General features: G+C 73.0%; 22 protein-coding genes and 1 tRNA gene. 10 read left to right on the forward strand and 13 right to left on the reverse strand.

Annotated elements, in window-relative coordinates:
* Nucleotides 1-6: 6 nt before the first annotated feature.
* Nucleotides 7-768: an SDR family oxidoreductase gene (locus ACWEVN_RS10130; protein ID WP_452050989.1), complete on the reverse strand. Its 762-nt coding sequence runs from the start codon at nucleotides 766-768 to the stop codon at nucleotides 7-9.
* Nucleotides 765-1,910, reverse strand: coding sequence for an acyl-CoA dehydrogenase family protein (locus tag ACWEVN_RS10135; protein WP_449685198.1), 1,146 nt, complete (start codon nucleotides 1,908-1,910; stop codon nucleotides 765-767). Before ACWEVN_RS10135 ends, ACWEVN_RS10130 begins: the two co-directional genes overlap by 4 nt.
* 82 nt (nucleotides 1,911-1,992) lie before the next feature.
* On the opposite strand from ACWEVN_RS10135, the gene ACWEVN_RS10140 reads away from it, so the two are divergent.
* Genes ACWEVN_RS10140 through ACWEVN_RS10160 form a run of 5 tightly spaced genes read left to right on the forward strand, consistent with a single transcriptional unit; the run spans nucleotide 1,993 to nucleotide 7,448 of the window.
* Nucleotides 1,993-3,525 carry a FadD3 family acyl-CoA ligase gene (locus ACWEVN_RS10140; RefSeq protein WP_452050990.1) on the forward strand — a complete coding sequence of 511 codons (1,533 nt, stop codon included), beginning with the start codon at nucleotides 1,993-1,995 and terminating at the stop codon, nucleotides 3,523-3,525.
* Nucleotides 3,522-4,367, forward strand: a complete 846-nt coding sequence (locus ACWEVN_RS10145; protein ID WP_452050991.1) for an enoyl-CoA hydratase — start codon at nucleotides 3,522-3,524, stop codon at nucleotides 4,365-4,367. The genes ACWEVN_RS10140 and ACWEVN_RS10145 overlap by 4 nt, the downstream gene beginning before the upstream one ends.
* Entirely contained in the window at nucleotides 4,367-5,497 is a 1,131-nt protein-coding gene (locus ACWEVN_RS10150) for an acyl-CoA dehydrogenase family protein (protein ID WP_452050992.1), read from the forward strand. The genes ACWEVN_RS10145 and ACWEVN_RS10150 overlap by 1 nt, the downstream gene beginning before the upstream one ends.
* Nucleotides 5,494-6,408 (forward strand): acyl-CoA dehydrogenase family protein, encoded by a 915-nt coding sequence (locus tag ACWEVN_RS10155; RefSeq protein ID WP_452050993.1) that lies wholly within the window; start codon nucleotides 5,494-5,496, stop codon nucleotides 6,406-6,408. The genes ACWEVN_RS10150 and ACWEVN_RS10155 overlap by 4 nt, the downstream gene beginning before the upstream one ends.
* Entirely contained in the window at nucleotides 6,405-7,448 is a 1,044-nt protein-coding gene (locus ACWEVN_RS10160) for an acyl-CoA dehydrogenase family protein (RefSeq protein ID WP_452050994.1), read from the forward strand. The genes ACWEVN_RS10155 and ACWEVN_RS10160 overlap by 4 nt, the downstream gene beginning before the upstream one ends.
* Nucleotides 7,449-7,481: 33 nt before the next feature.
* On the opposite strand, the gene ACWEVN_RS10165 is transcribed toward ACWEVN_RS10160, so the two are convergent.
* On the reverse strand, nucleotides 7,482-8,222 hold the full coding sequence (locus ACWEVN_RS10165) for a sigma-70 family RNA polymerase sigma factor (protein ID WP_449685204.1): 741 nt from the start codon (nucleotides 8,220-8,222) through the stop codon (nucleotides 7,482-7,484).
* A gap of 92 nt (nucleotides 8,223-8,314) precedes the next feature.
* Nucleotides 8,315-8,737: a VOC family protein gene (locus tag ACWEVN_RS10170; protein WP_452050995.1), complete on the reverse strand. Its 423-nt coding sequence runs from the start codon at nucleotides 8,735-8,737 to the stop codon at nucleotides 8,315-8,317.
* A gap of 47 nt (nucleotides 8,738-8,784) precedes the next feature.
* Between ACWEVN_RS10170 and ACWEVN_RS10175 the strand changes: the two genes are divergently transcribed.
* Nucleotides 8,785-9,441, forward strand: a complete 657-nt coding sequence (locus ACWEVN_RS10175; protein ID WP_452050996.1) for a GntR family transcriptional regulator — start codon at nucleotides 8,785-8,787, stop codon at nucleotides 9,439-9,441.
* A 12-nt stretch (nucleotides 9,442-9,453) separates the two neighbouring features.
* On the opposite strand, the gene ACWEVN_RS10180 is transcribed toward ACWEVN_RS10175, so the two are convergent.
* The 3 genes from ACWEVN_RS10180 to ACWEVN_RS10190 form a co-directional block, all read right to left on the reverse strand.
* Nucleotides 9,454-11,385 carry a DNA/RNA non-specific endonuclease gene (locus ACWEVN_RS10180; protein WP_452050997.1) on the reverse strand — a complete coding sequence of 644 codons (1,932 nt, stop codon included), beginning with the start codon at nucleotides 11,383-11,385 and terminating at the stop codon, nucleotides 9,454-9,456.
* Between the two features lie 93 nt (nucleotides 11,386-11,478).
* Nucleotides 11,479-13,095: a CocE/NonD family hydrolase gene (locus ACWEVN_RS10185; RefSeq protein ID WP_452050998.1), complete on the reverse strand. Its 1,617-nt coding sequence runs from the start codon at nucleotides 13,093-13,095 to the stop codon at nucleotides 11,479-11,481.
* Nucleotides 13,092-13,700: a TetR/AcrR family transcriptional regulator gene (locus tag ACWEVN_RS10190; protein WP_452050999.1), complete on the reverse strand. Its 609-nt coding sequence runs from the start codon at nucleotides 13,698-13,700 to the stop codon at nucleotides 13,092-13,094. Before ACWEVN_RS10190 ends, ACWEVN_RS10185 begins: the two co-directional genes overlap by 4 nt.
* Before the next feature lie 71 nt (nucleotides 13,701-13,771).
* Here ACWEVN_RS10190 and ACWEVN_RS10195 point away from each other — a divergent pair, with 71 nt between their 5' ends.
* A complete protein-coding gene (locus ACWEVN_RS10195) occupies nucleotides 13,772-14,785 on the forward strand; it encodes a zinc-dependent alcohol dehydrogenase (RefSeq protein WP_452051000.1) in 1,014 nt (337 codons plus the stop codon).
* A 4-nt stretch (nucleotides 14,786-14,789) separates the two neighbouring features.
* On the opposite strand, the gene ACWEVN_RS10200 is transcribed toward ACWEVN_RS10195, so the two are convergent.
* On the reverse strand, nucleotides 14,790-16,337 hold the full coding sequence (locus ACWEVN_RS10200; protein WP_452051001.1) for an adenylate/guanylate cyclase domain-containing protein: 1,548 nt from the start codon (nucleotides 16,335-16,337) through the stop codon (nucleotides 14,790-14,792).
* Nucleotides 16,338-16,444: 107 nt separating this feature from the next.
* Between ACWEVN_RS10200 and ACWEVN_RS10205 the strand changes: the two genes are divergently transcribed.
* Together ACWEVN_RS10205 and ACWEVN_RS10210 are read left to right on the forward strand one after the other, a co-directional pair.
* Nucleotides 16,445-17,347 (forward strand): AurF N-oxygenase family protein, encoded by a 903-nt coding sequence (locus tag ACWEVN_RS10205; protein WP_452051002.1) that lies wholly within the window; start codon nucleotides 16,445-16,447, stop codon nucleotides 17,345-17,347.
* Nucleotide 17,348: 1 nt separating this feature from the next.
* Nucleotides 17,349-18,806 (forward strand): FAD-dependent oxidoreductase, encoded by a 1,458-nt coding sequence (locus tag ACWEVN_RS10210; RefSeq protein ID WP_452051003.1) that lies wholly within the window; start codon nucleotides 17,349-17,351, stop codon nucleotides 18,804-18,806.
* Between the two features lie 42 nt (nucleotides 18,807-18,848).
* Here ACWEVN_RS10210 and ACWEVN_RS10215 read toward each other — a convergent pair whose 3' ends face one another.
* Together ACWEVN_RS10215 and ACWEVN_RS10220 are read right to left on the reverse strand one after the other, a co-directional pair.
* Nucleotides 18,849-21,074 carry a hypothetical protein gene (locus ACWEVN_RS10215; RefSeq protein WP_452051004.1) on the reverse strand — a complete coding sequence of 742 codons (2,226 nt, stop codon included), beginning with the start codon at nucleotides 21,072-21,074 and terminating at the stop codon, nucleotides 18,849-18,851.
* A 24-nt stretch (nucleotides 21,075-21,098) separates the two neighbouring features.
* A tRNA-Ser gene (locus ACWEVN_RS10220) sits at nucleotides 21,099-21,171 on the reverse strand.
* Nucleotides 21,172-21,328: 157 nt separating this feature from the next.
* Here ACWEVN_RS10220 and ACWEVN_RS10225 point away from each other — a divergent pair.
* On the forward strand, nucleotides 21,329-21,958 hold the full coding sequence (locus ACWEVN_RS10225; protein WP_452051005.1) for a TetR/AcrR family transcriptional regulator: 630 nt from the start codon (nucleotides 21,329-21,331) through the stop codon (nucleotides 21,956-21,958).
* On the opposite strand, the gene ACWEVN_RS10230 is transcribed toward ACWEVN_RS10225, so the two are convergent.
* The 3 genes from ACWEVN_RS10230 to ACWEVN_RS10240 are packed head-to-tail and all read right to left on the reverse strand — an operon-like array spanning nucleotide 21,912 to nucleotide 23,293.
* Nucleotides 21,912-22,787 carry a class I SAM-dependent methyltransferase gene (locus tag ACWEVN_RS10230; protein WP_452051006.1) on the reverse strand — a complete coding sequence of 292 codons (876 nt, stop codon included), beginning with the start codon at nucleotides 22,785-22,787 and terminating at the stop codon, nucleotides 21,912-21,914. The genes ACWEVN_RS10225 and ACWEVN_RS10230 overlap by 47 nt on opposite strands.
* A gap of 1 nt (nucleotide 22,788) precedes the next feature.
* A complete protein-coding gene (locus tag ACWEVN_RS10235) occupies nucleotides 22,789-23,133 on the reverse strand; it encodes a VOC family protein (protein WP_452051007.1) in 345 nt (114 codons plus the stop codon).
* A 1-nt stretch (nucleotide 23,134) separates the two neighbouring features.
* Nucleotides 23,135-23,293 carry a ribbon-helix-helix protein, CopG family gene (locus ACWEVN_RS10240; protein ID WP_452051008.1) on the reverse strand — a complete coding sequence of 53 codons (159 nt, stop codon included), beginning with the start codon at nucleotides 23,291-23,293 and terminating at the stop codon, nucleotides 23,135-23,137.
* Nucleotides 23,294-23,313 lie beyond the last annotated feature (20 nt).

The following is a 23,313-nucleotide window of genomic DNA, read 5'->3' on the forward strand; positions in this document are numbered from 1 at the left end:
GAGCTCCTAGGGGTGCTGGCTGCTGACGGAGACGACTTCGCCGGTGAGATAACTCGCGTAGTCGCTGGCGAGGAAGACCATGACGTTGGCGACTTCCCAAGGTTCGGCGGCGCGGCCGAACGCCTCCTTCTTGGTGAGGTCATCGAGGAGCTCGTCGCTGGTGACCTTGGCGAGGAAGGGGTGCATGGCGAGGCTGGGGGCGACGGCGTTGATCCGGACACCGTGCTCGGCGGCGTCGAGGGCCGAGCAGCGGGTCAGGGCCATGACCCCGGCCTTGGCGGCGGCGTAGTGGGCCTGCCCGGCCTGGGCACGCCAGCCGATCACGGAGGCGTTGTTGACGATCGCCCCGCCACCGCCTTGCGCGACGAACTGCTTCAGAGCCGCTCGGGTGCAGCGGAACGTGCCGGTGAGGGTGATGTCGAGAACCTTCGACCACTCCTCGTCGGTCATGTCCAGCACCGACTTCGTGCCGCCGAGCCCGGCGTTGTTGACCATGACGTCGAGGCGGCCGAAGTGCTCGACGGCGCCGTCGATCAGGGCTTGGACCTGGTCTTCCTGGGTGACGTCGCAGGGGATGGCGTGGACGTCGCCGAGTTCGGCGGCTTTCTCCTTCAGCCGCCGTTCGTGCCAGTCGCTGATGACCACGCTCGCGCCTTCTTCGAGGCAGCGCTTCGCGACCGCCGACCCGATCCCGGTGCCTGCCGCGGCGGTGACCACGACGACCTTTCCGGCGAGGAGGTCGTGGCCGGGTGGGTACTGGGGGATCACGGGCGGGCCTCTCGGGGTAGGCCGAGCACGCGCTCGGCGATGATGGTGCGTTCGATCTCGTCCGACCCGCCGTAGATGGTGTCGGCGCGGGTGAACAGGAACAGCCGCTGCCACTCGTCGAGTTCGGGGCCGTCCGAGGTGAGGGATCGGGCGCCGCGGGCCCGCATGGCGAGTTCGCCCAGCCCGCGGTGCCATTGGGCCCAGAGCAGCTTCCCGACGGCGACCTCCGGTCCGGCCGCCTGTCCGAGCGTCCGCAGAGCATGGGCGCGCAGGACGCGCAGGCCGATGCGGGCGCGGGTGAGGTCGGCGCGCAGCAGCGGGTCGTCGTAGGTGCCGAGGCGTTTCGCTTCGGCGGTGATGTCGTCGAGTTCGCGGCGGAACCCGATCTGCTGCCCCAGCGTGGAGACCCCGCGTTCGAAGCCCAGGGTCGCCATCGCGATCTTCCAGCCCTCACCCGGCTCGCCGACGACGTGGTCGGCGGGGGTGCGGGCGTCGTCGAAGAAGACCTCGTTGAACTCCGAAGTGCCGGTGAGTTGCTGGATCGGCCGGATGGTGACGCCGTCCTGGCGCAGCGGCACCAGGAGGTAGGACAGGCCGTGGTGGCGCCGGGAGCCGGGTTCGGTGCGGGCGACCACGAAGCACCAGCCGGCCACGTGCGCCAGTGACGTCCAGATCTTCTGGCCGTTGATCACCCACTCGCCGTCCCGCAGCACCGCGGATGTCGAAACGGCGGCGAGGTCCGAGCCGGCACCGGGTTCGGAGTAACCCTGGCACCAGAGTTCTTCGACGGCGACTATCCCGGGCAGGAACCGTTGCTGCTGCTCCGGGGTGCCGAACGCGATCAGGGTCGGGCCGAGGAGCTGCTCGCCGATGTGGTTGACCCGCGCGGGCGCACCGGAAGCGGCGTACTCCTCGTGGAACGCGACCTGGTCCGCCAGGGACAGACCGCGGCCGCCGTGTTCGACCGGCCAGCCCACGCACGTCCAGCCCGCGGCGGCGAGGTGGCGTTCCCAGGCCAGGCGCAGGTCGAACTCCTCGTGCTCGCGCCCCGGCCCGCCGAGGCCGCGCAGCCGGGCGAACTCGCCGGTCAGGTTGGCGGCGAGCCAGTCCGCGACCTCGCTGCGGAATCGCGACGGTTCCACGCACGCCTCCTTGCTGCCGGGCCGGTCCGGCACCTAGGGTAATGAGAACACGTTCTACTTTGTCGGTCCAGAGGAGGCTGTGGTGGGACAGACCACGATCCCGGCCGTCGTCCGCGATGCCGCCGCGAAGTTCGGGTCCGCGGAGGCGTTGGTCGACGGCTCGGTGCGGCTCGGCTACGACCAGCTTCTGGAACGTGTTCGAACCGTCGCGCGGGCGTTCGCCGCCTGCGGCGTCCAGGCGGGCGACCGGGTCGCGATCGCCCTCCCCAACACCCACCACTGGGTCACCGCGGCCCTCGGTGCCCTCTACGCGGGCGCGGTGCTGATCCCGGTCAACACCCGCTTCACCGCCACCGAGACCGTGGACCTGCTCGTCCGCGGCCGGGCCAAGGCGCTCGTCGTCGCCGCCGACTTCCTCGGCACCGACCGCCACGCCGCGATCCGGGACACCGGCGCCGCACTGCCGGACCTCGCCACGGTCGTCCGGGTGCCGCTGCAGGAGCCGCACCGGCCGGTCGAAGGCACGCTGGGCTGGGCCGAGTTCCTGGCCCGGGCCGAGCAGGTGCCGCCCGCCGACGCCGAGGCGCGGGCGGACGCCGTCGGCCCGGACGACGTCAGCGACATCCTCTTCACCTCCGGCACCAGCGGCCGCTCCAAGGGCGTGCTCTCGGCGCACCGCCAGACGGTCGAGGTCGCCGCGGCGTGGGCGGACTGCGGCCAGGTCACCGCGGACGACCGGTACCTGGTGATCAACCCGTTCTTCCACAGCTTCGGTTACAAGGCCGGGATCATGGTGGGCCTGCTGACCGGTGCCACGATCGTCCCGCAGGCGGTGTTCGACGTCCGCGAGGCGCTCAAGGTGATCGAACGGGAGCGGATCTCCGTGCTGCCGGGCGCGCCGACGGTCTTCCAGTCCCTGCTGCACGAGCCGCGCAAGGGCGACCTGTCGTCGCTGCGGCTCGCGGTCACCGGGGCGGCCAGCGTGCCGGCGTCGCTGGTCCGCCGGATGTGGTCCGAGCTCGGGTTCGAGACCGTGCTCACCGCCTACGGCCTCACCGAAGCCGTGATGGTGACGATGTGCCGCCCGGGCGACTCCGCGGAGCTCATCGCGAGCACGTCGGGCCGGGCGACCGCGGGCTTCGAAGTGGCGATCCACGGTTCGCCGGGCGAGATCGTCCTGCGCGGGCCGAACGTGATGCTCGGCTACCTCGACGACCCCGAGGCGACGGCCGGGGCGATCGACGAGGACGGCTGGCTGCACACCGGCGACGTCGGCGAACTCGACGCCGGCGGCAACCTCACCATCACCGGCCGGCTCAAGGACATGTACATCTGCGGCGGCTTCAACGTCTACCCGGCCGAGGTCGAGAGCGCGCTGACCGAGCTGGCCGGCGTCCGCGACGTCGCCGTGGTCGGCGTCCCGGACGAACGGATGGGCGAGGTTGGCAAGGCGTTCGTCGTCGGAACGGGGCTGACCGAGGAGGCGGTCCTCGCCTTCTGCCGCGAACGGCTCGCCAACTACAAGAACCCGAAGTTCGTCGAGTTTCTCGGCGAACTGCCCCGCAACGCTTCCGGCAAGGTGCTGAAGCGGCTGCTGACCGAGGAGACGGCATGAGTGAAACGGTGGTCCGGTCCGAGCGGCGGGGGCCGGTCGCGGTGGTGACGATGAACCGGCCGGAGTACCGCAACGCCCAGAACTCGGCGATGACGTACGCGCTCGACGACGCGTTCCGGGACGCGGTGAACGATCCCGAGGTGAAGGTGATCGTCCTGGCGGGCGAAGGGAAGCACTTTTCGGCGGGGCACGACATCGGCAGTCCCGGCCGGGATGCGGACCAGCCGTTCGACCGGCGGGCGGTGCTGTGGTGGGACCACACCGACCGTGCCGGCGGTGATCAGCGGTTCGCGCGTGAGTCCGAGGTGTATCTGGGGATGTGCCGCCGGTGGCGGGAAATCCCGAAGCCGATGATCGCCAGTGTGCAGGGCGCGTGCATCGCCGGTGGACTGATGCTGGCGTGGGTGTGCGACCTGATTGTGGCCTCGGACGACGCGTTCTTCGCCGATCCCGTGGTGCGCATGGGGATTCCGGGCGTGGAGTACTTCGCGCACCCGTGGGTTCTGGGGCCACGCGCGGCGAAGGAAGTGCTGTTCACCGGGGAGCGGTTCACAGTGCAGCAGGCGAAGGAATGGGGGATGGTCACCCGGATCGTGCCGCGTGCGGAACTGGCAGAGCGCACTCAGGAGCTCGCCGAGAAGATCGCGGGGATGCCGTCGTTCGGGCTGGCGTTGGCGAAGAAGGCGGTCAACCAGGCCGAGGACCTGATGGGGTTGCGGTCCGGAATGGACTCGGTGTTCGGGTTGCACCACTTCGCGCACGCCCACAACGCGGAGACTTCCGAGGATTCGCTCGGCGGGCAGTCGGCGCGGTCGATGCGTGATGCGAACAAGGGGACCTGATGGACCTCGACATCGACGAGGCCTCGGAAGCCTTCCGCAGCGAGGCCCGGGAGTGGCTGGCTTCCCACGTTCGCTCCTTGCCGTCGATGGACACCGCGGACGGTTTCGCGGCCCATCGGGAGTGGGAGGCCGAGCTGGCCGAGGCGCGGTGGTCGGTCGTGTCGTGGCCGCGGGAGTACCACGGCCGGGACGCCTCGATGCTGCAGTGGCTGTTGTTCGAGGAGGAGTACTACGCCTCGGGCGCGCCGGGTCGGGTGTCGCAGAACGGCATCTTCATGCTCGGGCCGACGTTGTTCGCCCACGGCACGCAGGAGCAGCGCGACCGCATCCTGCCCGCGATGGCCACCGGCGCGCAGGTGTGGGCCCAGGCCTGGTCCGAGCCGGAGGCGGGCAGCGACATCGCCGCGTTGCGAAGCACGGCGGTGCGGACCGAGGGCGGCTGGTTGCTGTCGGGGCAGAAGACGTGGAGTTCCCGCGCGAGCTTCGCCGATCGGGCGTTCGGGCTGTTCCGCACCGATCCGGAAGGGCAGCGGCATCACGGGTTGACGTACTTCATGGTCGATCTGCGGGCCGAGGGGGTCACCGTGCGGCCGATTCCGCAGCTGGACGGTGAGCCGGGCTTCGCGGAGATCTTCCTTGACGACGTGTTCGTGCCGGACGCGGACGTGATCGGGGAGGTGGGGCAGGGCTGGCGGGTGGCGATGACCACCGCGAACAACGAACGCGGGTTGTCGCTGCGCAGCCCGGGCCGGTTCCTCGCCGCGGCCGACCGGCTGGTGGACCTCTGGCGGTCGAGCGGCGAGCCTCTGTCCACCCGGGACAGGGTGGCCGACGCCTGGATCGGCGCCCGGGCTTATCAGCTCTACACGTTCGGGACGGTGAGCAGGCTGGCCGACGGGGGAGAGCTGGGGCCGGAGTCGAGTGTGAACAAGCTGTTCTGGTCCCACTTGGACGTCGAACTGCACGAAACCGCGCTCGACGTCTTGGGGCCGGAAGCCGAGACCGCCGAGACGTGGGTGAACGGCTACCTGTTCTCCCTGGCCGGCCCGATCTACGGCGGCACCGACCAGATCCAGCGCAACACCATCGCCGAACGGCTGCTGAAACTCCCGAGGGAGGCCCGCCGATGAGGTTCCAGCTCTCGCCGGAGCAGCGCCAGTTCGCCGCGACGCTGCACGAGCTGCTCGGCGGGGCGGACACCGCGGCCGCCGCCCGGGCCTGGGCCGCGGGGGACCACGACCGCGGCCTCAAGCTCTGGCGCGCGCTCGCCGACGTCGGCGTCTTCGCGCTGCTGGTCGACGAGGACCACGGCGGCCTCGGCGCCGGCCCGGTCGACCTGGTGGTCGCCTGCGAAGCGCTCGGCTACCACGCCGTCCCGGGCCCGGTCGTCGAGTCGGCCGCGGTCGCCCCGGCGCTGCTGACCGGGCACCGGCTCACCTCCCTCGCCGAAGGCGACCTCGTCGCCACCGTCGTCGCGCCGCCGGAGGTCCCCCTGGCCCTCGACGCCGACATCGCGGGCATCGTCCTCGACCTCACCGGTGCCGAGCTCACCCGAGCCGGCGACCTCGTGCGCTCGATCGATCCGGCCCGGCGGCTGTTCCGGGTCCCGGCCGAGCCGGCGACCGGGGGTGCCGCGTTCGACCGCGGAGTCCTGGCCGTGGCCGCGCAGCTCCTGGGGGCGGGGCAGTGGCTCCTCGACACGTCGGTGGCGTACGCGAAGCAGCGCAGGCAGTACGGCCGGGCGATCGGCGAGTACCAGGCGATCAAGCACCTGCTCGCCGACGTCGCCACCCGGCTCGAACTGGCCCGGCCGCTGCTGCACGGCGCCGCCGTCGCGAAGGAGACGTCCGCCCGGGACGTCTCGGCGGCGAAGGTCATGGCCGGCGACGCCGCCCACCTCGCCGCCCGGACCGCCCTGCAGGTGCACGGCGCCATCGGGTACACGGCCGAGCACGACCTCGGCCTCCGGCTGACCAAGGTCCGGGCTCTGGTGGGGGCGTGGGGGACCGGGGCGTTCCACCGCGCGCGGGTCCTGCGATGACCGATCCGCTGGAAACCGAGGAAGCCCGCGCGCTGCGCGACGCCGTCCGGGCGCTGCTGACGCGCCGGTCGGGGCCGGAGGCGGTGCGGGCCGCGATGGCGTCGCCGCTGGGGTACGACGACAAGCTGTGGTCGACGCTCTGCGAGCAGATCGGTGTCGCCGCCCTGACGATCCCGGAGCAGTACGGCGGCGCGGGTGCCGGCCTGGCCGAGGCGTGCGTCGTGCTCGCGGAACTCGGCCGGACGCTGACGCCCGCCCCGATGCTGGGTTCGGCGGTGCTGGCGGCGCAGGCGCTGCTGCGGACCGGCAACGACGAGGCCTGCGAGCGGCTGCTGCCGGGCATCGCCGCGGGCACCACCCTGGCGGCGGTGGCGTGGTCCGATGGGGACGGAGGGTGGACGCCGGCCCTGCGCGCGTCGGACACGGGGCTCGACGGCCGCGCCCACTACGTCCTGGACGGCGATCTCGCCGACGTCCTGCTCGCCGTGGCCCGCACGGACGACGGCGCCGGCCTGTTCGAAGTGCCGCTCGCAGAAGTCCGCCGCACGCGCGTGACGAGCCTGGACCCGGGCCGGCGGCTCGCGGTGGTCGAGTGCGCTTCGACACCGGCTCGCCGTCTCGACGCCGGCGGGTTCGCCGGACAGTTGCGGGAGCTGCGTGACACGGCGACGGTCGCCGTCGCCGCGGAGCAGGTCGGGGCGGCCGCGCGGGCGTTGGAGCTGACGGTCGAGTACACGAAGCAACGCCGTCAGTTCGGTCGCCCGATCGGGTCGTTCCAGGCGCTGAAGCACCGGATGGCCGACGTCCACGTCCACGTCGAAGCGGCCCGCTCGGCGCTGTACGCGGCTCTGGTGGACGGCGACGCCGAAGCGGTCGAGACCGCGAAGGTCGTGTGCGGCGAGGCGTTCGCCCACGCGGCGGCGGAGATGATCCAGCTCCACGGCGGTATCGCGATCACCTGGGAGCACGACGCCCACCTGTACTTCAAGCGCGCCCACGGGACGGCGTTGCTCTTCGGCGGCTCGGGGTTGCGCCGGTGACCCAGGCAGCCGCGCCCACGGACGGTTCCCGGCTCAGCCGGTGAGGCGGGCGGCCGAGCCGGGCAGCTCGCGGTTCGCCTCGTCCAGGCCACCCGCGATCCGCCGGCACGCCGGGCAGGCGGCGACGTGCCCGGCGATCGCGTCCGCCCGGCGGGCCGGCAGGGCGCCGCGGACCCAGGCGCCCATCCGGCGACGGGGTTCGCGGCAGGCCGGCTCGTCCGGCTCGGGCACCTGGACCTGCAGGTACGCCTGCCGCAGACCTTCCCGCGCCCGCATCGCCAGCGCCGCGACGCTGTTCGGCGACAGCCCCAGCGAGGGCGCCACCTCCGTCGGGGTGCCGCCCTCGGCCTCGGTCCGCCACAGCACCGTCCGCCATCGGCCGGGCAGCGTGCAGTAGGCCGACCACACGAGCCGGGCGTTCGACCGGAGCAGGGCGAGCTCGTCGGCACCCCGGCCGGCCGGTTCCGGAACGGTGGCCCGCAGCTCCACCCGGGTGCGCTGCTTGCTCCACCGCGCCGCCAGGTTGCGCAGGGTCACGACGAGGTACGGCCGCAGGTCGCCGCGCGGTCCGCCGCCGGCGCGCACGATCGTCAGCACCCGGGCGAACGTCTCGGCCACGAGGTCGTCGCGCTCGGCGGGCTGCCGCGCCCACGCCCCGGCGGTCCGCCGCAGCGGCTCGGCGTGCCGGCGGAAGAGCCGTCCGGCGGCGTCGAGATCCCCGGCCCTCAACGCGGCGAGCAGCACGGCGTCCGGCACGTCGTCGGCTGGTTCCATGGCGCGCGGGTACCCAGGGAACGGGCCGTGACCACCGGTCGGCCCGATCGGGTGGAACTCCCCTCCCGGCGATTATCCGGGCATCGGGCGGTTCAGACCGCGAACACCTGCGCGTCGTCGGCGAAGGCTTTGAATTCCAGGGCGTTGCCGGCCGGGTCGAGCAGGAACATCGTCCACTGCTCGCCGGGTTGGCCCTCGAAGCGGACGTACGGCTCGATCACGAACTCCGTGGCCGCCGCCCGCAGCCGGTCGGCGAGCGCGTGGAACTGCGGGACGGTGAGGACCAGGCCGAAGTGCGGCACCGGCACGTCGTGGCCGTCGACCGGGTTGTGCACGCGCTGCGGGCCGGCCGGGGCCAGGTGCGTGACGAACTGGTGGCCGTGCAGGTTCCAGTCGATCCACGTGTCCGCGCTGCGACCCTGCTCGAGGCCGAGGACCTCGCCGTAGAACCGCCGGGCGGCGGCCAGGTCGTCCACCGGCATCGCCAGGTGGAAGCGGGGGATGGACAGGGTCATGGGAACTCCCTTCACCGAGGATCTTGTCTGGATGTTAACATTACGACATGAGTGGTTCGGTGGTTCCCGCCCGGCGCCGCGGGCTGGCCGACGAGGTCGCGGACCGCATCCGCGACGCGGTCTTCGACGGTGTCTACGCCCCCGGCAGCCAGCTGCGCGAAGTCGAGCTGGCGGAAGCGCTGGGCGTCAGCCGCGGGCCGGTGCGGGAGGCGCTGCTCAAGCTGGAGCGCGAAGGGCTCGTCCGCAGCGAATGGCACCGCGGCGCCACGGTGACCGCCTTGACCGACGAGGACGTCACCGAGCTGGACAGCCTGCGGGCCGCCCTCGAGCAGCTGGCCGTCGAGCTGGTCCTCGAGCGCGCCGGTGAGGAGAACCTCGCCGCGATCGACGCCGTCGTGCGGCGCATGGAACGCGCGCTCGACGAGCACGAGATGGTCCGGTGCGACCTCGAATTCCACGACGCGGTCTACGCGGCCGCCGGGCACCGCCGGCTGCGCGAGGCCTGGCAGGCGATCCGCTCGCAGGTGCACCTGTTCCTGCTCACCCGGATCGGCGTCGCCACCGACGGCTACCTGACCGGCATCCCCGCGGAGCACCGCGAACTCGTGACCGCCCTGCGCACCGGCGACCGCGAGGCGGCTCTCACGCTGTTCGCCGAGCACCGCCGCCACGCCTTCGACGTCCTCAGTGGACGGACGTCCTAGCGCGAAACGTCGTCAGAGCATCAGGTCCGCCGCACTCCGGACCTCCTGCGCCTGGCTCGTGGATTCCAGGCCGGTGAGCGGGTCGGCGGCTTCGAGGTCGCCGAACGACAGGCCGGTCAGCTCGGCGATCCGGCGGACCGGCACCTGGTACGTGCGGTAGGCGCCGTAGTCGAACTCGGTCGCCGTCTCCAGGCCGTGGATGAGTTCCTCCTGGCTCAGCAGGTACGCCGTCGCCGACAGGGTGCCGTCCTTCTTCACCATCGCGACGACCTTCCAGAACTGGCGCGGCAGCTGGACGTCCCGGTACCGGTCGTCGTCGGCGGCCAGCACCGGGCCGGTCACCACGCTGACCTTCAGGTCGAAGTTGTCCGCGTTGTTCAGCACGTAGTCCTCGAGCCCGGCCCACGTCGTCTTGTTCTGGTTGAAGTCCTGGTGCTGCGGCGAGCAGTTCGTGAAGTGGAACGTGTCGTCGTTGCCGAGCTGGGCGATCGGCTCGGTCGCGCCCCACGCCGGGTCGAGCCGGCGGACCAGGTGCCCGCGATCGAGGGGGTTGGCCCGGTAGAGCTCCTCGCCGATCTGCTCGGTCACCGCCACCCGCGGGTCGAGCGACCAGTGGTCGGCTTCGCGCCGCAGGGCCCGGCTCAGCCGCCCGTCGATGTTGACCGCGGTGAACATCGCCAGGCGCCGCTCCCGGTGCACGACGACGCTGAAGTGGTGGTACGGCAGCACGTACCGCGGCTCGCCGGTGGCCTGCCGGTTGACCGCCGCCAGCGGGACGAGCGTGTCGGACAGGCCGGGCAGCGGCACGGTGTGCCCGGGCAGGAAGGCCGGGTCGTACCCCTCGCGGTTCGTGTAGTCGGGGTCGATCCGCCCGGTCAGCGGTTCGGCGCGCAGCCGGATGTCGAACGGCATCGCGAGCGTCAGCACCGGCGAGGTGCCGCCCGAAGAGCCGTCGGGCGGCAGGGCCCGCTCGGGGCGGGTGGCCAGCCCGTCGAGCAGCACCCGTTGCGCCGGGGTGACCGGCTGCTCCCGCAGGAACTTCAGCAGCTTGCTGACCCGGATGCCTTCGTTGAGGTACCCGCCGTACTCCGCGTGGCCCGCCGCCGGGACGCTCGCGTGGTGCAGCGCCACGACCTCCCACTGGTCGTTGAACACCGGCGAGCCGGACGAGCCCGGTTCGGTGTCGGTTTCGTAGTGCAGGAACTCGTCGAGCACGTCGATGACCCGGTTTTCCCGCAGCGCGACCTGTTTCTTGCCGCCGCCGGGGTGCTGGACGATGGTGACGAAGTCGCCGACGATCGCCTTGCCCTCGCTCGCGATCAGCCGGTTGAAGCCGAACGGGCGCAGTTCTTCCGCGGTCGCCTTCACCGCGACGAGCGCGAAGTCGAGGGACCGGTCGGCGGCGAAGAACCGCCCGGGGTCGAGGGGGAAGGCCCGCACAGGCTTGGGCAGGCCGTCGACACCGTCCTGGTAGTCGAACTCGATGGCGCTGAACCCGGCGGCCTCGGCGTCCGGCAGCACGTGGTGGTTGGTGAGCAGCAGTTCCGGCGACACGAGCGAGCCCGTGCCGTAGCCGATCAGCCGGCCCTGGGCGTTCCGGATGTTCACCCGGCCGACGGCGGCCGCAGCCGTGACACCGCCTTCGAGGTAGCCGACGCCGAGCAGGTCGTTCGTGAGCACGATGCGTTCGAGGATTGCGCCCGCGGCCGTCATCGCCGCCGGGTCGCCCGCCGCGATCGCCGCCGGGCTCACCGGCCGGACGTCGGGGTAGTAGCGGCCGAGCCGGTCGATCCGGGTCGCCACCCGGCTCGGCTCGTCGGCCTCGGCGATCCCGCCGGGCTTGCGCAGCAACGCGATCTTGGCCTGCCGCGGCCCGGTGCGCTCGGCGGCGCGCGCGGCCGCGGCCCGCTCCTGCTCGGCCTGCCGGTCCGTCCTGACGTCCACGATGCCTCCCGAAAGCGAGCCGGAAACACCGCGTTAGTCGCCCGGCCGAAAGGCGCGTTACCCGAATTCCGGCGTGTCGCCAGGAGTTCTTTTTCAGTTCAGCACGGGCAGCACGATCGCCGACGGGTGGGCCGGGTCGTGGTGGACCTCCTGGTCCGCGGCGCGCAGGGTGACGGCGGTGGCGTGCGGCTCGCCGGTGCCGGGATTCCGGGCGTAGCGCGGGAAAGCGCCGCTGGAGACCTGGACCCGGATCCGGTGCCCGCGCCGGAACCGGTGCGCCGTCGGCCACATCCGGACGGTGGCGGCGGCCGGCTCGCCGGCCTCGCGCAGGCTGGTGAGGCCGTCGCAGACGTTGACCGACCGGCCGTCCGGGCCGACGTCGCAGAGCCGGACGAAGACGTCGGCGAACGGCAGGCTCGACCGGAACCAGATTTCCGCCTGCACGTCCCCGATCACCTCGACGTCTTCGCCGAGCACCGGCGTGGTGTAGGTGAGGACGTCGGCGCGGGCTTCGAGGGCCGCGTTGTCCACCCGGCCGGCGTCCGGGGCCATCCGCACGCCGCCGGCCGCGGGGGTCGGGTCGGCCGGGTCGTAGCGGTAGCGGTCCGGTTCGGACTCCCCGGGCACGGCCGTGGCCAGCAGGCCGTCGGCGTGCAGGTGGAACCGTTGCGGCGCATAGCCTTCCGGCGGCCACGAAGCGAAGTCGCGCCAGGCTTCCTCGCCCATGACGAACAGCCGGACCGGCGCCCGCTCCGGCGGTTCTTCGCCGCGGGCGTGCGCGAGCGCGAACGCGAGGGTCTCCCGGAGCGTCTCGCCGGTGCTGCCGAGCAGGTCGGAGCGGCCGGCGTGGGTCCACGGCCCGACCGTCAGGCGCGGCCGCCGTCCCGCGTCCTGCAGCGTGCGGAAGTCGCGCAGCTGGCCGGGCAGGAAGATGTCGTACCAGCCGGCGATCGAGCTGACCGGCACGGTGACGTCCGCGACGCGGTGCCGGTGGTCGACCTCCGCCCAGCGCGGGTGGTGTTCGGTGCGGGTGAGGACGTCCTGGATGTAGTCGGAGCGGTGGCCGATGGCGACGACGTCGGCCTGGGCGAGCGGCAGCGTGTTCAGCGCCTGCACGAGCTTCTTCGCCTGGGCGCGTTGCCGGAGCAGCGCGAACCGGCGTTCCTGGACCGCGACCTGGACGCCCCACCCGAACGGCGTCTCCAGCGAAAGGCCGTCCTCGCGCAGGAATTCCAGCGTGAGCCCGGATTCGGTGACCTGCGGGACCATCGCCTTCACCTGCGGCGGCAGGCGATCGGCGGCCGCCCACTGCACGTAACCCAGGTAGCTGGCGCCGACGAGCACGATCGCGTCGCCGGACCACGGCTGCCGCACCGCCCAGTCCAGCGTCGCGAGGCCGTCTTCGCGTTCCTGCCGCAGCGGGTCGAAGACACCGCCGGAGCCGAAGCCGCCGCGCGTGCTCTGGACCAGCACCTGGAACCCGCGCTCGGCCAGCGGCCGCGCCAGGATCGCGCCGAACACGCCCCGGCGGCCGTAGGGCGTGCGCACCAGCGCGAGCGGCAGCCCGTCCCCGCCGGTGCGGGGCGCCCACCGGTCGGCGAGCAGCTCGACGCCGTCGGGCATCGGGACGCGCAGGTCCCGCCGGACGGCGAGGCGCCGGGTGGCCGGCGCGGGCAGCTTCAGCAGGCGTTCGACGAGACGGCTGATCATCGGCCGGCCTCCTTCGTGATCATCGCGGTGACGACCGAGTGCATCCGCAGCAGCCGGCCGGCGAACTCCTCCGGGTCGAGCGGGTCCGGCCCGTCGACGACCCACGCGTTGACGACCGCCCCCGCCCCGCCGGTCAGGAAGGTGGCCAGGTCCTCGAGGCCGTCGGCGTCGAGCCGGCCGCCGAGGGCGCGGCCGAGGTTCTCCCGGTTGACCGGGAGGAACAGGCCGGTCAGCGCCTTGTTGAGGGCGAACGCGGACGCCCCGGTCAGCAGCGCCCGGTAGAAGCGCCGGTACCGGGCGAAGTGCCGGCCCAGCGCCAGCAGTGACGCGTGCTCGCCGGTGGCCGAGGCGAGGCCGCCGAGCTCGCCGAGCAGTTCGCGGCGGACGAGGTCGAGCGCGGCCTCCAGCAGCAGCGAGTCGCGGTCGCCGAACTGCTGGTACAGCACCTGACGGCTGACGTCCGCCGCCTCGGCGATCTCGGACACCGGGACGGCGGTGGAGTCGCGTTCGGACACGAGCTCGACCGCGGCCCGCAGCAAGGCCGCGCGCGACCGGCGGACCCGCCGGTCCTTGGCGGGTGCTTCGGTCGTCCAGTCGCCGGTCACGGCGTCGATAATGGACAGGTGTCAAGAAAATGGCAAGTGTTCGGGATTCGGCTCCGTGCGAGGATGCCGCCATGTCTTCGACGATGCGGGCCTTCGTGCTCACCGGTCCGCGGGAGTGCTCGGTGCAGGAGGTGCCCGTCCCGGAGGCCGCCGCGGGGGAGGTCGTCGTCGACGTCGAGCGGGCCGGGGTGTGCGGCACCGACGTCGAGTTCTTCACCGGCGACATGACCTACCTGCACCAGGGGCACGCGGCGTACCCGATGCGGCTGGGACACGAGTGGTCCGGCACGATCTCGGCGATCGGCGACGGCGTCGACCCCGCCTGGCTGGGGCGCCGGGTCACCGGCGACACCATGCTCGGCGACCGGACCTGCCGCCGCTGCCGGAAGGGCCACCAGCACACCTGCGAAAACCGGCAGGAGGTCGGCATCCGCGGCGGCCGGGCCGGTGCGCTGGCGGAGCGGCTCGCCGTTCCCGCGTGGTCGCTGCACGCGCTGCCCGATGCGGTGGACGCCGTGCTCGGGGCCCTGGTCGAACCCGGCGGCAACGCCCTGCGCGCGGCCCGCGCGGCCGGCACCGGCACCGGCGACCGGGCGCTGGTCCTCGGGCCGGGGACGATCGGGCTGCTCACGGCCCTGTTCCTGCGGGCGGCGGGCACCGAGGTGCACCTGCTCGGAGTCGGCCCCCTCGAGTTCGCCCGCGGTCTCGGTTTCGCGCACGTCTGGACCCGGGAGACGTTGCCGGACCTGCCGTTCGACGCGGTGGTCGACGCGACCGGGGCCCCCGGCTCGCCCGCGCTCGCCGCGGACCTGGTGGAGCCCGCGGGCCGGATCGTCTACATCGGACTGTCCGGCCGGCCGAGCGAGCTCGACACCCGCGTGCTGGTGCTGAAGGACGTCACGGCGGTCGGGGTGCTGTCCGCGTCACCCGGCCTGGCCGACACGATCGCCGCATACGCGAGCGGGGCGGTCGACCCGCGCCCTCTGGTGGCGGCGACGGTCGGCCTCGAGCAGGCCGGCGCGGTGCTCGCGGGGCAGCGGGTCGGCGGCGAGGGACCGAAGGTGCACATCGACCCGCGGCGCTGACCGGTCAGCCGGGGCGTGGTGAGGCGAGCGTCGTCGGGCGGGTGCGGCCGCGCAGGGTGACGTCTTCGGTCGCCGTCCAGCGGGCCGCTTCCTCCGCGGCCGCGGCCTCGACCGCCGTCCAGGAGGCGAGCAAGCGGCCGGGTGCGTTCTTGGCCAGCTCCGTCAGCCGCGCGGCTTCGTTGACCGGGTCGCCGATCACCGTGTACTCGAACCGGCGGGGGTCGCCGACGTTGCCGGCGACCGCGTCCCCCGTCGCCACGCCGATTCCGGCCGGGCCGTCCGGGACCTCCGCGGCCAGCCGGCGGGCGATCGCGCGGGCGGCGGCCAGCGCGCAGGTGGCGTGGTCGCCGAGCGGCGCCGGCGCCCCGAACACCGCCAGCGCGGCGTCGCCGACGAACTTGTTCACCAGCCCGTGGTGGCGATCCACCTCGTCGACCACCACCGCGAAGAACCGGTTGAGCAGGCCGACGACCTCCTCCGGCGGGCGGCTCGCGGCCAGCGCCGTCGACCCGACGAGGTCGACGAACAGCACCGACACCGTCCGGACCGTGCCGCCGAGCTCGGTCGACGTGCGCATCGCCTCGACCGCGACCTCGTGGCCGACGTGCCGGCCGAACAGGTCGCGCAGCCGTTCGCGCTCGGCCAGCCCGGCCGTCATGTCGTTGAACCCGGCCTGCAGCAGGCCCAGTTCCGTGCCGTCGTAGACCGGGATTTCGACGGTGAAGTCGCCGGCCCGCACCCGCCCGAGCGCGTCGCGCACCGAGGAGATCGGGTTGACCACCGAGCGGGCGGTGAACACCGTGACCAGCAGCCCGAAGCACAGCACCACCAGCCCGAGCGCGATCACCGACACGGCGAGCTTCGTGGTGGAGACGTCGCCGCGCACCCACGCCAGCACCGCGGTGACCACCAGCCCGGCCACCGGCACCCCGGTCCCGAGGCACCAGAACAGCAGCATCCGCCGGTTGACGCCGCCGTTCACCGGGCGCGGCGGCGTGGTGCCCGCCAGCGCCAGCGCCGCGTACGGCCGGAGGGCGAACTCGCCGAAGAGGTAGGCGATCGCGCAGACGACGACGGCGGCGAACGCGACCACCAGGAACTCGGTGAGCACGACCTCCGGCTGCACGAGCGCCGCCAGCCCGGCGAAGACCAGCGTCGCGAGGCCCCAGAGCACCGCCTGCACGGCCGTCAGCCGCAGCGGGACGCGCAGGCTCGCGGCGCGTTCGGCGTCGGTCGGCCGGCGTCCGTCGGCCGCCCAGCGCAGGGTCCGGAGGGCGCCGCGGGTGCCCCACAGCGTGCCGATGACGACCGCCGAAACGACGTACACGGGTACTGCGACCGCGGTGACGCGCACGAGCTCACCGGACATCCCGGGCGCCGGCATCAGCAGCACCGCGAGCCCGACCACGACCAGCGCACCGATCACGTTGGTGGCGATCAACGCGGCCGTGAGCAGGCCTTGGACGCGCCGGCGCAACGCGGTGGCGTGCTGGTCCAGCGGTCCGAGCAGGCCGGAGCCGAACGGCTCCGCGGGGGAGCGTCCTGGGATCACCATCTGAGTGTACGGTCGTTCACTGAATTGCCCGGAGACGGGTGCCGTAAGTATGTGTTACGGTTGGTAACAGTGAACTTCGGTAACACCTGACGAGGAGGTCGGTCGTGACGAGCATCAGCGAATCGGGCGTGTCGGACCGGGAGACCGTGGCGCGGCGGCTGCTCGACTCGTCGGAGCAGCTGTCGTACGACCCGGTCAAGGAAGTCGACTGGGAGACGCCGCTGGACACGGGCTACCACGGCGCGAGTCCGGAGTGGAGCACGCTCTACGGCACCTCCTACTGGGCGGACCTGACTCCGGAGCAGCAACGCGAACTGACCCGCCAGGAGGCGGCGTCGGTGGCGAGCACCGGGATCTGGTTCGAAATGATCCTGCAGCAGATGGTGCTGCGCGACTTCTACGCCAAGGACCCCACCGACCCGGCGTTCCAGTGGGCGCTGACCGAGATCGCCGACGAGTGCCGGCACTCGATCATGTTCGCCCGCGGCGCGGCGAAACTGCGGGCGCCGGCGTACCGGCCGCGCCGGTTCGTCGTCGAACTGGGCCGCGTCTTCAAGGCCACGGCGACCGGTGAAGCCGCCTACGCGGCCATCCTCGTGGCCGAAGAGGTCCTCGACGTGATGCAGCGCGACTGGATGCGCGACGAGCGGGTGGTGCCGTTCGTGCGCACCATCAACAACATCCACGTCGTCGAGGAGTCCCGGCACATGAAGTTCGCCCGCGAGGAGACCCGCGAGCGGCTGCGCGGCGCGGGGTGGCTGCGCCGGCAGGTCAACGGCCTGGTCGTCGCGATCGCGTCGTACTTCATCGTGACGAGCATGGTGAACGGCAAGGTCTACGAGAACGCCGGGCTCGACGGCAAGCGGGCGCGGCGCGAGGCGAAGGCCAACGAGCACCACAAGTCGATGCTGCGCTCGAGCTGTTCCGGGCTGATGGAGTTCCTGCACTCGGCCGGGCTGCTGACCAAGCCGTCGCTGTGGTTCTACAAACGAGCGAACCTGATCTGACATGGCCTTCGCGATCACCCAGACCTGCTGCGCCGACGCCACCTGCGTGTCGGTCTGCCCGGTCAACTGCATTCACCCGACGCCGGACGAGCCGGACTTCGGGACGACGGACCTGCTGTACATCGACCCGGCCACCTGCATCGACTGCGGTGCCTGCGCCGATGCCTGCCCGGTGGACGCGATCTTCCCGGCCGGCGACCTGACCGGGCCGCTGCGGGCGTACGAGCAGATCAACGCGAACTACTACGCGGGCCGGGACGTGCTGGCCGACGTCTCGGTGGCGCCGAACTTCCACCGCTGGGCCCCGCCGTCGTTCACGCGGGTGCTGCCGAGCGACTTCGCGCCCTTGGACGTCGCCGTCGTCGGCACCGGACCGGCGGGGATGTACGCGGTGGAGGACCTGCTGCTGCACACGAACGCCCGCGTGACGCTGATCGACCGCCTCGCGACGGCCGGCGGCCTGATCCGCTACGGCGTCGCGCCCGACCACCCGTCGACGAAGAAGATCGGCGAGACGTTCGCGCGGTTCCACGACCACCCGAGGCTGCGCCTGCGGCTCGGCGTCTCGGCCGGCGCCGAGCTGGCGGAGCGCCACGACGCGGTGATCTACGCGGTCGGGGCGACCGAGGCGCGGCGGCTCGGTATCCCGGGGGAGGACCTGCCCGGCAGCCTGCCGGCCGCGACGGTGGTCGGCTGGTACAACGGCCACCCGGACGTCGAGCCGGACGCCGTCGACCTGTCGGCCGAACGCGTGGTCGTGGTGGGCACGGGCAACGTCGCCCTGGACATCGCTCGCATCCTGACGGCGGACCCGGAGGCGCTGGCGGAGACGCCGATCGCGTCGGAAGCGCTGGCCCGGCTGCGGTCGGCCAAGGTCCGCGAGGTGGTCCTGCTGGCCCGCCGCGGCCCGGAAACGGCGGCGTACACCCGGCCGGAACTGCTGGCCCTGGCGGCCCGCGGTGGCCTGGTGGTGGACGACGACCCGCGGGTGGCGGCCGCGATCGACGGCGCGCAGCCGGGGGACAAGGCGGCGTGGCTGCAGGGGGTGCCACGGGAGCGGGTGGACTGGTCTTCGCCACCGCCGGAGGGCCGCCGGATCGTGCTGCGGTTCCACTCGGCGCCGCTGGCCTTCGACGGCGACACCGAGGTTCGCGCGGTGGTGACGGCGGACGGCGCCGAGATCCCGGCAGGCCGCGTGATCCGGGCGGCGGGGTTCCGCGGGGCGCCGGTGCCGGGGCTGCCGTTCGACGACGAGGCGGGGATCGTGCCGAACTCGGCGGGCCGGGTGTCCGGGCGGCCGGGAGTGTACGTCGCGGGCTGGATCAAGCGCGGGCCGTCGGGCGGGATCGGCGCGAACAAGGCGTGTGCGCGGGAGACGGTGGGGTCGCTGCTGGAGGACGCGGTGGCCGGGCGGCTGCCGGTGCGGCGCAGGGGAGCGCGGTTGTTCGGCCGCGCCTGAGCGGCGGCCGGAAACCGTGGTGGGAACCGGTTTCCGGCCGCTTCAGGCCGTGCGGGCGCGGCACCAGTGCGGGCCGGTCGTCCAGCCGAGCAGCCGGCGTCCCGGGCCGTCCGGGAGCGTGCCGTCCGGCAAGAACCTCGCGCCCTCGACCACCGCGGCCAGCCCCGTCACCGCCGGGCCGAACCGTTCGGCCACCCCCGCCTGCGTCACCAGTTCACGCAGCCGAGCCACCGCCGCCCGCTGGTCTTCCTCCGGGCAGAAGCTCAAGAAGAAGACCGCCTGCCGCCACGCGTAGGCGACGTTCTTGATCAGCTGCCGGCTCCAGTACCGCTCTCCGGCCAGGCGGCGCACCACCCACGTGAACACCTGGCCGGCCAGGTCGGGACCCAGGCGCGAGCGCAGCCCCAGGGTCTCCACGAGCACCGCCAGGTTGTGCGTGGTGAGGATCTGGCTCTGCTCGATCACCATCCCGTTGCCCGCCACCGACCGCCGTCGCCGGCCCGCCCGGGCCTCGCAGACCGCCGCGAAGTCGTCCGCCGTGCGGCGCAGCAGCTTGCGCGGCGGCGCCGGCCACTCGGCCGGCAGGTCGTAGTACCGCGCGTACAGCGTGCCCGCCATGATCCGGCTGGTGGCCGCCGCCGCGGTGCGCCACTTGTCGGTGAACGTGCCCACGAAGATGTCCGCCGCCAGCTCCTCCAGCAGCGGCATCGGCAGACCCGCCTGCTTGGCCAGCGCGCCGAGCTCGCGCAGCAGCGTGTTCGGCAGGATCGCCTGCGGGAACGAGCCGAGCGCCAGCAGCACCGTCTGGGTCAGCGTCTGCCGCGCCGCCCGGGCGACGTCGGGACGCCGGGCCCGGAACGGCTCCAGCACCCGGATCCACGGCAGCTCCTCGAACCGGACCTGCTGCTCGAGGTCGAGCAGCAACAGCCCGCGGCGACGGCGGAAGGCCGCGTACGTCTGCGCGTACAACGCCGCCAGCCGGTCGTCCTCGACGTTCGCCGCCATCAGCTGCGCCGTGATCTGCGGCAGCACCACCGCGAGGACGTCGCCCGAGGTGATCACCCCGCGCGCGACCAGCTCCTCGACCGGTGCCTCCAGTGCGCGGGCCACCTTCGCGACCAGGTGCGGCGGGACGGCGTCCGCGACGACCGGGTCGAGCGCGGGGAGACCGCCGTCGCCGGGGTAGGCGTCGAGCCGGCCGGCCAGGACGACCGCGAGCTCGGCGTGCGTCGGGCGCGCGGCCACCGCCGCCTGCACCGACCGGAGCGCGGCCCGCCGCTCCGACCCCGGCTCGCCGTGCTTGGTGATCGTGTTGGCCAGCGCCCGCCGGATCCAGCCGACGTCGCGGCCGGTGAGCTCCGCGCTCGCGAACCGGCAGAGCCGCAGCGCCCGGGCCAGCCGCGCGAAGTTGCTCTTCGGGTGCGTGTGGGACGTCGAGGCCGGGTGCCGCGCGCACGCCGTCGCGTAGTCCACGAGCCACTGCGCCCGCCGGGCGCCCCATCCCTCGGGCCACGTCCGGCACGGCCAGCCACCGGTGACGCCGTCCTCGCCCAGCCGCGGCAGGTCGCCCTCGACCGTCTCCGCCCAGAGGGCGACCAGCCGGTCGTACAGCGGGTGCCACACCCGCAGCGTTTCCAGCATCGCCGCGATCGCGGGCTTGGTCCTCGTCGAGCGCAGCGTCGCGCGGACCTCGCCGACCGTGGCCAGCCGCACCAGCGCACCGGACGGCCACGGGGCCGCGCCGGGCAGCGGGGCCAGGCGCAGCCGGGGCAGCAGCGGCCGCACCTCGGCGACCAGGTCGAGGGCGGCCTCGGCGTGCCCGTGGTCGAGCAGCCAGGCGAGCACCGGCAGCGCGGCGTCCTCCGGGAGTTCGACGCGGTAGGCCTCGGTGGCCAGCCCCGCGCGGAGAGCCGCGAGCCCGGCGTCGGTGAGGTGGCCGAGGTTGACTCGCTCGCGGTCGGTGCGGCCCGGCGCGCCGGCCGGGACGGCGGCGAGCTCCTCCGGGCGCACCGGGAGCTCGGCGAGGTACCGGCCGGTGGCGAACCCGCCGTGCGCGACCTCGAGGGTGACCCACGCCGGGGTGTCCGTGACCGGGGTCCGCGAGCCGACCGTCAGCGACCCGTCGGCCATGCCGGCCAGCACCGCCTGCCACCGGCCGGCCTTGGCGAGGGCGCGGCGGCGGACCGGCCCGTCCGTTGTGGACGAAGCGGTGCGCAACGCTCGTTCGAGCTGCCCGTAGGCGTAACCGGGTGACGCCTCCTGTGCCATGTGGACTCCCCCTGGTGGAACCGGACTTGGAGGCAGGGGTCGAACCTGCGCCTTCCCGGATTCGAGCCGGGTGTTCTGCCTGCTGAACTACTCCAAGCTGCGGGGACCGCCGAGCACGCCGGGCGATTTCCCGCAGCGGCAACGGTAATCCGCCGCGGTGCCCGGCGCGACCGACTTTTCACTCCGGGCTGCGGCGGGCCTCCAGCCGGGCTAGAATAAATACGAATCAAAGTCACGTTCAGGTTGGAGGCCGCATGACCGGCCCGGAGCCGATCGAAGCGGGCGTCCGCCTGCGCCGGGTGCCCCGCCAGGCGCGGTCCCGGCAGAAGCTGGCCCAGGTGCTGGCCGCCGCCGACCGCCTGCTCGCCGCGGAGGGCGTCGAGGCGCTGACCACCACCCGCGTGGCCGCGGAAGCCGGCGTGTCGGTCGGTGCGCTGTACCAGTACCTGCCGGACCGCGACGCCATCGCCGAGGCGCTGGGCGAGGTCTACCTCGCCCGCCTGGAAGACCTCATGACGTCGTTCGCCGAGCGAGCGGCCGAAGAGACCTGGGAGGACCCCGTCGGCCTGCTCGTCGACGCCTTCGCCGGGCTCTACCGCGCCGAACCCGGGTTCCGCGCGCTCTGGTTCGGCCGCGGCCTGACCGACGGAACCCGGGAGGCCGACATCGCGCACAAGCGCGTGATGGCCACCGGCGTGCACCGCATCCTCGTCGCGCAGGAGCTCCTGCGCGACGACTACGAGGCCGCGGTGGCCTGCCGCACGGCGTTCCTCGCCGCCGACGCCGTGATCCAGGAGGCCTTCCGCGGCGACGGTGCCACCGAACTGCTCGAGCCGGTCAAGACGATGCTGCGGGCGTACCTGGGGCAGCAGCCCCGGCCGTAGCGACGAGGAATTCCTCGCCCCGCACGATCCGCAGCCCGTCCGCGCGGTCCGCGAAGTACCGCTCGTCCAGCTCGGCGCCCGAGACGTGGCCGACGTCGCGGAACCCGGCTTCGCGGGCCATCGCCAGCATTTCGCCGGGGGAGAAGGAGCTGGCGAACGGCGTCCCCGCCGCCTCCGCCCGGCGAGCGGTGGCCTCGTGGCGGGCGCGTTCGCCGCCGTCGAGCAGGTCCGCCGGCAGCAGGAACGTCATCGCGAGCGTGGAGCCCGGGGCGAACCCGGCGATCCGGCGCAGCGTGGCCGCGTTCGCCTCCTTCGTCAGGTACATGCTGACGCCGGTGGAGGCGACGATAGCCGGTTCGTCCGGGGCGAAGCCCGCGGCGATGAGCCGATCCCACCACGAGGCCGTCTCGAAGTCGACCGGCACGAAGTGCAGCCAGTCCGGCACGCCGAGGCCGAGTTCGGCCAGCCGGTCGCGTTTCCAGGCCTGCGGCCCCGGCTGGTCCACTTCGAACACTCGCAGCCGGGCCGCGATTTCCGGACGTCGCTGGGCGAAAGTGTCCAGGCCGGCCCCGAGGATCACGTACTGGCCGACCCCCCGGGCGGCCTGCTCGGCGACCAGCTCCTCGACGAACCGCGCGCGGGCCACCATGCCCGCGCGGTAGCGGCCGGCGGTCGCCGGGTCCATGTCGTCGCGCTGCCGCCAGCCGTCGCCCGGATCGGCCAGCCGCAGGCCCAGGTCGTCGGCGAACACGTGGGGCGGCGGATCGACGGCGAGGTGCAACGCCCGCCACAGCGCGGTTCGCACCGCCGTGCTGTCCGGCACGGCCACGTCAGGCCGCGCCCGGCGCCGACAGGGTCCACGTGCGCCCGTCGGGGTCGCGGACGGTCATTTCCCTGGTCCCGTAATGGGTTTCTTCGAACGGGGTGACCACTTCGACGATGTCGTCCGCCTCGAACTTGTCCGCGTCCGGGACCTTGAACACGATCCGCATCCGCGGCTCCTGGCTTTCGGGGACCTCGGCGATGAACAGCCAGGGGCCGGCGCCGTTGCGCAGCTGCCCGGAGTTGTGGTCGGTCGCGAAGTCGATCTCGTAGCCCAGGGCCTGGAAGAACTTGGCCGCCTTGCCCCAGTTGTGCGTCTCCAGGTACATCGCCTCGATGCCCTCGGTCGTCATGTCAGTGCTCCTCTTCGGGATCGGTCGCCAGGTAGGCACGCAGGGCTTCGGCGACGAGCGCCGACAGTGACTGCCCGGTCTCGATGGCTCGGTGCTTGACCTCCCGGATCAGCCCGATCGGCAGGTACACGTTGAACTGCTTGACGTCGTCATCGCCCAAACCGCGAGGCTAGCATGCTA

The sequence above is a fragment of the Amycolatopsis sp. NPDC003861 genome (assembly GCF_053605405.1).

Bases quoted from the DNA above. Each gene is read 5' to 3' on its own strand.
- ACWEVN_RS10145 (WP_452050991.1), top strand. From the start codon at position 3,522: ATGAGTGAAACGGTGGTCCGGTCCGAGCGGCGGGGGCCGGTCGCGGTG.
- ACWEVN_RS10150 (WP_452050992.1), top strand. From the start codon at position 4,367: ATGGACCTCGACATCGACGAGGCCTCGGAAGCCTTCCGCAGCGAGGCC.
- ACWEVN_RS10155 (WP_452050993.1), top strand. From the start codon at position 5,494: ATGAGGTTCCAGCTCTCGCCGGAGCAGCGCCAGTTCGCCGCGACGCTG.
- ACWEVN_RS10160 (WP_452050994.1), top strand. From the start codon at position 6,405: ATGACCGATCCGCTGGAAACCGAGGAAGCCCGCGCGCTGCGCGACGCC.
- ACWEVN_RS10165 (WP_449685204.1), bottom strand. From the start codon at position 8,222: ATGGAACCAGCCGACGACGTGCCGGACGCCGTGCTGCTCGCCGCGTTG.
- ACWEVN_RS10170 (WP_452050995.1), bottom strand. From the start codon at position 8,737: ATGACCCTGTCCATCCCCCGCTTCCACCTGGCGATGCCGGTGGACGAC.
- ACWEVN_RS10175 (WP_452050996.1), top strand. From the start codon at position 8,785: ATGAGTGGTTCGGTGGTTCCCGCCCGGCGCCGCGGGCTGGCCGACGAG.
- ACWEVN_RS10185 (WP_452050998.1), bottom strand. From the start codon at position 13,095: ATGATCAGCCGTCTCGTCGAACGCCTGCTGAAGCTGCCCGCGCCGGCC.
- ACWEVN_RS10195 (WP_452051000.1), top strand. From the start codon at position 13,772: ATGTCTTCGACGATGCGGGCCTTCGTGCTCACCGGTCCGCGGGAGTGC.
- ACWEVN_RS10210 (WP_452051003.1), top strand. From the start codon at position 17,349: ATGGCCTTCGCGATCACCCAGACCTGCTGCGCCGACGCCACCTGCGTG.
- ACWEVN_RS10215 (WP_452051004.1), bottom strand. From the start codon at position 21,074: ATGGCACAGGAGGCGTCACCCGGTTACGCCTACGGGCAGCTCGAACGA.
- ACWEVN_RS10225 (WP_452051005.1), top strand. From the start codon at position 21,329: ATGACCGGCCCGGAGCCGATCGAAGCGGGCGTCCGCCTGCGCCGGGTG.
- ACWEVN_RS10235 (WP_452051007.1), bottom strand. From the start codon at position 23,133: ATGACGACCGAGGGCATCGAGGCGATGTACCTGGAGACGCACAACTGG.